We start from the raw sequence: 6094 nt of genomic DNA, 5'->3' as shown, positions 1-6094 counted from the left end.
AATTACTTTTTTGCAACCTTCAACTACGTCTTTCTCACTATTACTAGAACCACCGCCACTATCTATGATAACTTCACGATCATCAGTTCCAGTAAAGTGTTCAGAATAACCAATACATAGCACCCTATCCACTTTGTTTTTCCTTCCAACATAGTGATAATTAAAAATATTACTATCGATATAATCATCAATCAATAAATGATCATTTATTTTTACTTTTAATTGTCCGGAAGCACTAGGTTCAAAACGATAATTAACATTCACTATAACTTTATCTCCTGCCAATTTGCTCAAATCAAGTATATTAGTAGAGTTCCCTTTACCAATAATTTTACCTGAGAAGTTAACATCATGTACAACAAATCTATTTACTACCTTACTATTACCACCAGTTATTTCTGCTGCACCTGAACTAATTAGAAAATTATTGTTCCATTCATTGCTTCCAACAATGGTACCTCTATCTATACCGATTAAATCATAAACAATTGTTTTGTCCTTTTGCATCACATTTACTTTTCTATCATGGCTAATAACCATTGCATTATCACAATAGTACTTAGCTGATGGAACAGAACTTTTAATACCCTTTTCATAATCTTGATTGGTAATCTGTGGTAAGCAAATCATTGTAGCATTTTGAATTGGATCAGGTATAACACGTGAAAGATTTTCTGTATTGGCATTTGTTTCATTCATCATAATCGTTGCATAGTCCGGACGAAGAGTATTACCATTTACTTTTCCAAGACCAATACCATAGGCAATAAGACTATCAGAGTTATTACTATTTAAAGCTCGCCACGCTCCTTTAGCCAGACTATTAATCATTTCCTTTCTGGCTGCAAGATGTTGTACATCCTTTGGTATAGGTTGNAAGAGCAAATGTATGCCAAAAAATACGCCAGTTTTCTCCATGAGTTGTATTATACTTTTTCTCGTACTCTACAATATTGCTAACACCACTATAAATTCCATAACCTACCATCAACCCAAACCCAACTGCAATACCAACTACCGGCATACTAGCGGCTGTAAGAGCAACACCAGAAATAAATGACACACCAGAAAAGGATATAGATGCTATATTATCCCTTATCTCCTTTTCTTTACATGGATTATCACTACCTTCTCTATTTTTACAGTCTACAAGATTGTTTGCTGACCTGCCTATATCAACAATATCAAATACACCAGATACAGCTCCTGCAGCACCTTTTGCTATTGTACTTCCAAATTTTGCACCTGCAATTTGAATAGCAAATTTTGTCTGCCTACCTAAAGTACCCGGTATAATCCTTCCTACAATCTTTTCAGCTGATGTTACAACTTTTGGAGTAATTTTAACCATTCCATATTCAATTGGCTGAGATGCAAAAGACCATATTATCCCACCTACGTTTAATCCACAATCTAATGCTGTTCCATCTGTGCATGATACAGCAGCACCATGAATACCCCTGATTAATTGTATTCTGCCTGCAGCATTCATTAACCTGCTTTTCAATTTTGGATTTTTTATTAAACCATTATTTTGCTGTAAAACGTCACTATATAAATCATTGATACGTTCATTCTGAATATAGCGTTCATATCCTTGATCTCCAACCACTTTGTCAGCTAAATATTTATAGTCACCTTCAATATTTTTATTTCCAATAAACTCTACTAGCTGAGCATTTTTCTTCTCATCTTGACTACTTTTTATGTAAGTTAAAAACTTTTCACTATCAATTATAATCTTATCTACATTATTTTCATCTACCTTTCCTTTACTAAACTTTTCCACATCATCTTTTGAAAATAAACAAGGATTAATACTTCTTCTACTTCTACCACCTTGCTTTACACAATCATTTGGTTTAAATTTCTTCCTAGGTGGTTGCTGATCAATTTCTAAGATAGAACTATGAACTATATCAACAGGAATAAATCCTCCCTTACTTGTTAAAATAAGTTTACGTGGATCATTAGATCCTTTATCAAAAACAACACCGATAAATTTCACCTCATCACCATCTGTTAATGTTTTATAAGTAACACCTTTTTCGTACTCTCCTACTTGATCATCTGCTTCCCCCAATAAAGCTTGAGCTCCTTTGCCCTGCCTTGATGTCTTAAGTTCCAACCCTATTGGAGTGTACTCCTCAGCATTTCCACCTTGAGCCACAAACTTAATACCATGAACTAGCATGTCAATACGTTCCCCTCTACCAGTTTGAAACTCAGTTAAAACTAATGCTCTAGTTTCTGATGATTCCTGTAATTTTAAGTCACTATAATAACTAAACACTCCATTCAATATTCCCTGGAAATGAGCTTCTTTATTAACGAGAGTCTTAAAAGGAAATATTCCCTCTCCAATTTTTTCTAACAATCTGTTATATTCGTTTACTGACGAAGACTGAGCATCTAGTGCTTTATCAAACGTTTCTTTTAGCTCATTAGGATAGGGAACTTCTTTGAAAGTACCTCGAAGTCTCTCAGCTCCGTTGTTGTACTCTTGTAAAGAATTGTATTTTTTAGCCCAAATAGTAAGATATCTTTTAAAATCTAACTTGTATCTAGTATCAAAATTAAGACTTAATTCAACTATTTCCCTATCTCCTATCTCTCTACCTAATCTATTAAGAGGAAGCGCTTTATTCAGTACATCCTTTCTGTTAGCTTCAACAATGTTTATTACATAAACCAACTTCTCTGTATTCTCTGGAATAAGTACCATTGTTACAGCTGCATGGCTTGCATCAAGGTTAGTTGATAGTCTTTCCCTAGCTCTTTCAGCTGCTGGACGTCCAAGCCCACGAGGATTAGGATGCACTTCAGTAGGTATATTTTCTCCATAGATAAAAATGTATTTTTTAAAACCAGTTTCTAAATCTTCAACTCTATTTAACAATAGTGATTGCCCTAGTAAAAATCTACTAAAATAATGATTATCTCCCTTCTCCGGTGTACCAGGAAAGGTATGGTAAATACGTTCCAAATTATCTTTTACCTGTCTTTTCAATTCTTTTTTGTCAATTTCCTTTATACTCCAATCATCAATGGATTTTAGCATACCTTGAAAGAAAGGAACTATTCTTCCTTCACGACTTTTTGCTTCAATATTGGAGATAGGGGATGGATGATCAAGATTGACACCAACACATAAAATGTTATTTGCAGTAGTTAAAACTCGCTGAACATTTGGTTGGAAACCTTGTGCATATTTTTCTGCTTGTTCCAAAGCTTTATCCGGAGTAAGATTAGGACCATTCCCTGCCTTTAACTCGATGATAATAGGAATAGAATTCAGAGCACGATCAGGGCCACGAGGTAGCAAGACAATATCCGCATAACCCCTTCCTGCAAATTGCTCTAAGTAAGCTCTAAGATTATATCTATAACGGAAGTTGTTCAAAGCACCTGCTATAAATCCATGATGTGCTGCTTCTCGTGCCCTGCTAGCATATTCAAGTGAGCCCTCATATTTGGAATGTACTTTACTAATTTCTTCAAGAACCTTTTTAAGATTTCTTTCAACTATTTCCTTTTCAGCATCGGCCAGCTTAGCTATGTCATCCTCTGGTTTGTTCCATAGTCCCTTTTTTATTTCTGTAAATTGGCGCTCAGAAGTACGATCTGTATCTACTTTTCTATCTTCTACCGTAACGGATATTCCCTGATCATTGATATTGTCTTTATTAATTTCTACAAGTTTAACTTTGATTTCACCTGGGTTATCCTCAACAAGAGAGTAATGCTCACCTAATACTTTCTTTAATTCACCTTGATCAAACTCTTGAGTGTAAGTGTGAGAACCGCTTTCTGAGATAACAAATAATTTTACTTTATCGACTACATCTTCCTGACTATTTATCTCACCATTTTTTATGACAGCTACCTTCAAAGTCTTTTCACCATCAAAGTCAAAATAAATTTTGTTAATATCCAATTTTCTTGCAACCTCTGTATCTAGCAAAGTAGAAAAGCTTCCCAAGAAAAAGTTTGGAAAGAACCCAGGCTTTCCCACAGAATGCAAATAGGATGGGATTTGGTCAATGTATGACTGAAACCTTGCTTGAAAAGATTCGAGATTTTTCCTTTGCTGAGTTGAAGTTCCTGCATCAGCCCCTTTAACAGAATCTGCTTCTTGAATAAGTAGCTGTATTAACTCAAAATCTTGTGGTACCTCATTCGTGTTTTTTCTATTTATAGCATCTACAGGTCTAGAATCCGATATATCCACGCCTCTTTCCCTTAACTTTCCTGCAAACTCTATTCTTTTATTTCTTAACTGTTCTTCAGTTGGTTCATAATTTGACAATCTCTGTTCAATTTGCCCTTGTTGCGCACTCTGTAATGCATTGTTAATTATTCTTGCGTTCTCCAAGGCAAATATTCCACAGTTATATCCATCATTTTGTTGTCGAATATTAAAAGATTGAATATTAATTCCTGTAATTTTTTCACTTAACTTATCACGAATATTATTCTGTATTCCACTAGCAAGAGAATCAATATAATAAGCAGAAAATTGTTGACTTTGATAAGCCACAACTAACGTTACCCAGTGATTTTCTCCTAAATTGATAACAAACGTTAGCGATTGTTTATTAGATTCCATCAATTTATTTTTGTGTCGTTCTAATTGTATTCCTAATTGATCTACTGATCCAATTACTTCAAACACCACATTATTATCCTCTCCATGCCACCCATACGCAGTCCTTGCAATATTAGCAATGTCTGCTTGTGTTAACCACTTTTTATAATCTCCACTTGATGTTGCGAAAACAAAGCTAGTGCTTTCCCTTAGATCATTAGCTGAATCATCAGCACGTTTAAAACGCTTTAAGCCAGATTCATTATCAAATTTATAGTTGAACGTTTGCATAATTCCCCTCAATTTACATAGCGTTAACCGGTTTAAAATGCTATACCATCTCTTTTTGGCATTCCCTTAGTTTTGCTCCTTTGTATCTTATTAATGATCACCTAACCCCAATTGATCATGTACTTTACTTAATTTGACCTTAGTTAAGTCAGTACTTAAATCCCCTCTATCCGGCTCTTCAACTACGGACTTACCATACGATAAAAATTTATCTAACGAGTCTTTATCTCCTCTTTCCTTTAACACAGAACAAATGTGATTTGCATGCCTAGAATCCATAAATTCTTTAATTTGATTAGGACTAGCTTCATTCAATATTGCCCACACTGGTTTCATACAACCCCTATTAATTAGAGGTACTAATAACCTTCCTTGAAATACGGAATTATTTGTCATTTCTTCATTTAATAATAAGGCACGATGACTATCAAATCCCTCCTTCATCCACATATGCATAAAAAGTTTTACTCCCGCATCTACATAACATTTTGAATAACCTTCCACTTTTTCTACATAGTTTAACCAAATACTATAACGATCTTCTGAAATATCACTTGGCTTTAAGCAATCAAATAATTTTTGAAATTGATCAAAGCATAGCATGCGTTGTAGCGTATTTAAACTCCCATAATAATGATTTTCAGCCAAGTCTCTTTTTAGAAGTTCTGGATATTTATCAGGACTTATCTGACCGAAACAAAATTCGAATATTTCAGGATAACTATTACAACGACTCCCTGCTGCATACACTGCTGTCTTCATTAAGATTTCATCTTTTTTCTGTTCGCTCATCTCACTTTCAGGTAATGATTTTATTTTATTCCAAAAGAACTCTACTGCCTCTGCTTGCTTCAAACTCATAGCACAGTCAAGACCATACTTATACGGATGACGACCATTTAAATTTAGTTTAGAAATGTAGCCGCTAACAAAATGTGACCAAAACTGTGCTAAAAGATCAAATCCGCAACACCTAACTAAGTGATCATACTCCAGCAGGCTGCTCTTGCCCTGAGCTGATAACCTTTTTTTTTCTCTCCTCAAATAAAGCAATAATATCTTCCTCTAAACAGCACCTACAGGCAATGTCATAACTAGGATTACTAAAGGGACTACCTGGCATTATCAACTTTTTACCTACCATGTATCTATCAAGCTTAACCCCATGTAAATTATCTACTTTCTTCCAACAATCTTCACTGGATAGTACTTGTG

At 34.6% G+C, this 6094-nt stretch carries 3 protein-coding genes and 1 pseudogene; all 4 read right to left on the bottom strand.

Features of this window, described 5'->3' with window-relative positions:
- A pseudogene (locus Wcon_RS08435) lies at positions 1-831 on the bottom strand (hypothetical protein); the annotation flags it as partial.
- Positions 824-4609, bottom strand: coding sequence for a Ulp1 family isopeptidase (locus Wcon_RS08430; RefSeq protein WP_458694585.1), 3786 nt, complete (start codon positions 4607-4609; stop codon positions 824-826). The pseudogene Wcon_RS08435 and the gene Wcon_RS08430, both read right to left, overlap by 8 nt.
- A 360-nt stretch (positions 4610-4969) precedes the next feature.
- A complete protein-coding gene (locus Wcon_RS08425; RefSeq protein ID WP_147269177.1) occupies positions 4970-5923 on the bottom strand; it encodes a hypothetical protein in 954 nt (317 codons plus the stop codon).
- On the bottom strand, positions 5865-6094 hold a 230-nt coding region (locus Wcon_RS12195; protein ID WP_237350121.1), incomplete at its 5' end, for a hypothetical protein. The genes Wcon_RS08425 and Wcon_RS12195, both read right to left, overlap by 59 nt.

This window comes from Wolbachia endosymbiont of Cylisticus convexus (genome assembly GCF_003344345.1).
The sequence above is the reverse complement of the archived record's forward strand: the minus strand, read 5'-3'. Positions and strand labels throughout refer to the sequence as shown.